Below are 1,358 nucleotides of genomic sequence, written 5' to 3' on the forward strand. Positions count from 1 at the left end.
AGTGGAGAGTGGAGAGTGGAGAGTGGATAACAAACACCACTTGAGCAGGAGGATCCACCATGAAACATAGCGTAATTGGCATGGACATCGCCAAGAAGGTTTTCCAACTGCACACCGTTGACCCATGCACTGGGAAGATTGAGCGTATCAAGCTGCACCGTGATGAAGTGCTGGCGTTCTTTGCAAATTATCCGACCAGCTTGGTGGCCATTGAGGCCTGTGGCAGTGCCCACTGGTGGGCGCGTCAGCTTCAACAGCAGGGGCATGAGGTACGACTACTCGCCCCTCGTTCGGTACGCCCCTTTGTGCTGCGAAACAAGACCGATGCGGCTGACGCTCAAGCCATCTGGACAGCGGTGCAGCAGCCCGGCGCTTGCCTGGTGGCAATCAAGCAGGCGGATCAGCAGGCGATCCTTTCGCTACACCGTATCCGCTCCCAGTTGCTGAAATTTCGCATCATGCAGAGCAATGGCTTACGTGGGCTGCTTTACGAATTCGGAGTCGTGCTGCCAGAAGGTTATACCCAGCTGAGTAAAGCCGTTCCGGAGGCCTTCGCCGATGCTGAGCATCGAGTGCCTTCCATGTTATTGGACAGCCTACGCGATCAGTGGACGCGGATTATCCAGCTGGATGAGGAAATTCGAAAAATCGAACTGCGCTTGAAACAGTGCCTGCGTGAGAGCTCCGACTGCCAGAAAATTGCAGAGATTCCCGGAATTGGTTTGTTGACCGCTACAGCCGCTGTTGCCTCACTGGGAGATGCGACAACCTTCCATTCTGGTCGCCAGTTCGCGGCTTGGCTGGGACTGGTTCCTCGACAAACGGGCACCGGTGGCAGAGTTCGGCAACTGGGGCTGAGCAAGCGCGGAGACACCTATCTGCGAACGCTGTTGATGCATGGCGCTCGCTCGATCCTAAATAGAGGACAGCGGTCAGAGTGGGTTGAACGCTTGTTAACCAGGCGGCCTTATAACGTGGCGGTCGCTGCAGTGGCTAACAAGCTCGCCAGAACGCTTTGGGCCGTGTTGGCCAAGGGCTCTACGTATCGGGCTGAACTCTTTACGGCATGCCCTACGGGGCATTGAAAACAGTAACCAGCAGACTTCACAAGGAGCACAGGCGGTAAGCACGTGATGGCGAAATAGGTCAGACCGTGACGGGGTAAACCTGGTAGGGAATATGAGCCACGGGCACAGCCTTCAGCTCGATTTTCAGATGAGGGCCTCGTCAGCGGATTCCATCAGGGCCAGCAGGTTTTTCGGCCTGCACAACAGGCCGGATATAAGACTGCTCCTACCTATGCGCCAGCATGGCTATCTATTGAGCTCCGGGAGGCGTCCATATAAGAGTTTCCCTAA

Annotated in this window: 1 protein-coding gene; it reads left to right on the top strand. The window is 55.8% G+C overall.

The window, feature by feature from the left end; translation table 11 throughout:
- Nucleotides 1-59 precede the first annotated feature (59 nt).
- Nucleotides 60-1,085 carry an IS110-like element IS1383 family transposase gene (locus tag EQV97_RS28830; protein ID WP_240890574.1) on the top strand — a complete coding sequence of 342 codons (1,026 nt, stop codon included), beginning with the start codon at nt 60-62 and terminating at the stop codon, nt 1,083-1,085.
- The last annotated feature ends 273 nt before the right edge of the window (nt 1,086-1,358 follow it).

It is taken from the genome of Pseudomonas sp. TMW22090 (genome assembly GCF_022496665.1).
Taxonomy (GTDB): Bacteria; Pseudomonadota; Gammaproteobacteria; order Pseudomonadales; family Pseudomonadaceae; genus Aquipseudomonas; species Aquipseudomonas gregormendelii.

Excerpts from the sequence above, each read along its gene's own strand:
- EQV97_RS28830 (WP_240890574.1), top strand. The coding sequence starts at position 60 with ATGAAACATAGCGTAATTGGCATGGACATCGCCAAGAAGGTTTTCCAA.